Source organism: Staphylococcus pasteuri (assembly GCF_030547725.1).
Taxonomy (GTDB): Bacteria; Bacillota; Bacilli; order Staphylococcales; family Staphylococcaceae; genus Staphylococcus; species Staphylococcus pasteuri.
Map to the genome: position 1 here is coordinate 1 of NZ_JAUOQO010000897.1, position 239 is coordinate 239.

A 239-nucleotide genomic window follows, 5' to 3' on the forward strand; every position below is an offset into this window, starting at 1 on the left:
GCGCTGGCCTATGTTGCGCAAAATACAATGGCCCTGCGCCGCCTGGCAAAAGTATCACGCCCGGTGTTGGGCGGCGTTTTCATTGCGGTTGGGCTGGCGCTGCTGTTCCGATTGAACCATGTCATCGAAGCCTGGGCACTACAGAATATGCCCGATTGGCTGATCGACTTTTCTGTGATCTTGTGAACCCGAGGACCCCGATATGCATCGACGCGATTTTTTCCAACTGAGCGCAGCTT

General features: G+C 55.2%; 1 protein-coding gene. It reads left to right on the top strand.

Annotated features, from left to right (window positions below):
- Nucleotides 1–186: hypothetical protein (locus tag Q4528_RS15850; protein ID WP_303522700.1), on the top strand; the 186-nt coding region annotated here is incomplete at its 5' end.
- Nucleotides 187–239 lie beyond the last annotated feature (53 nt).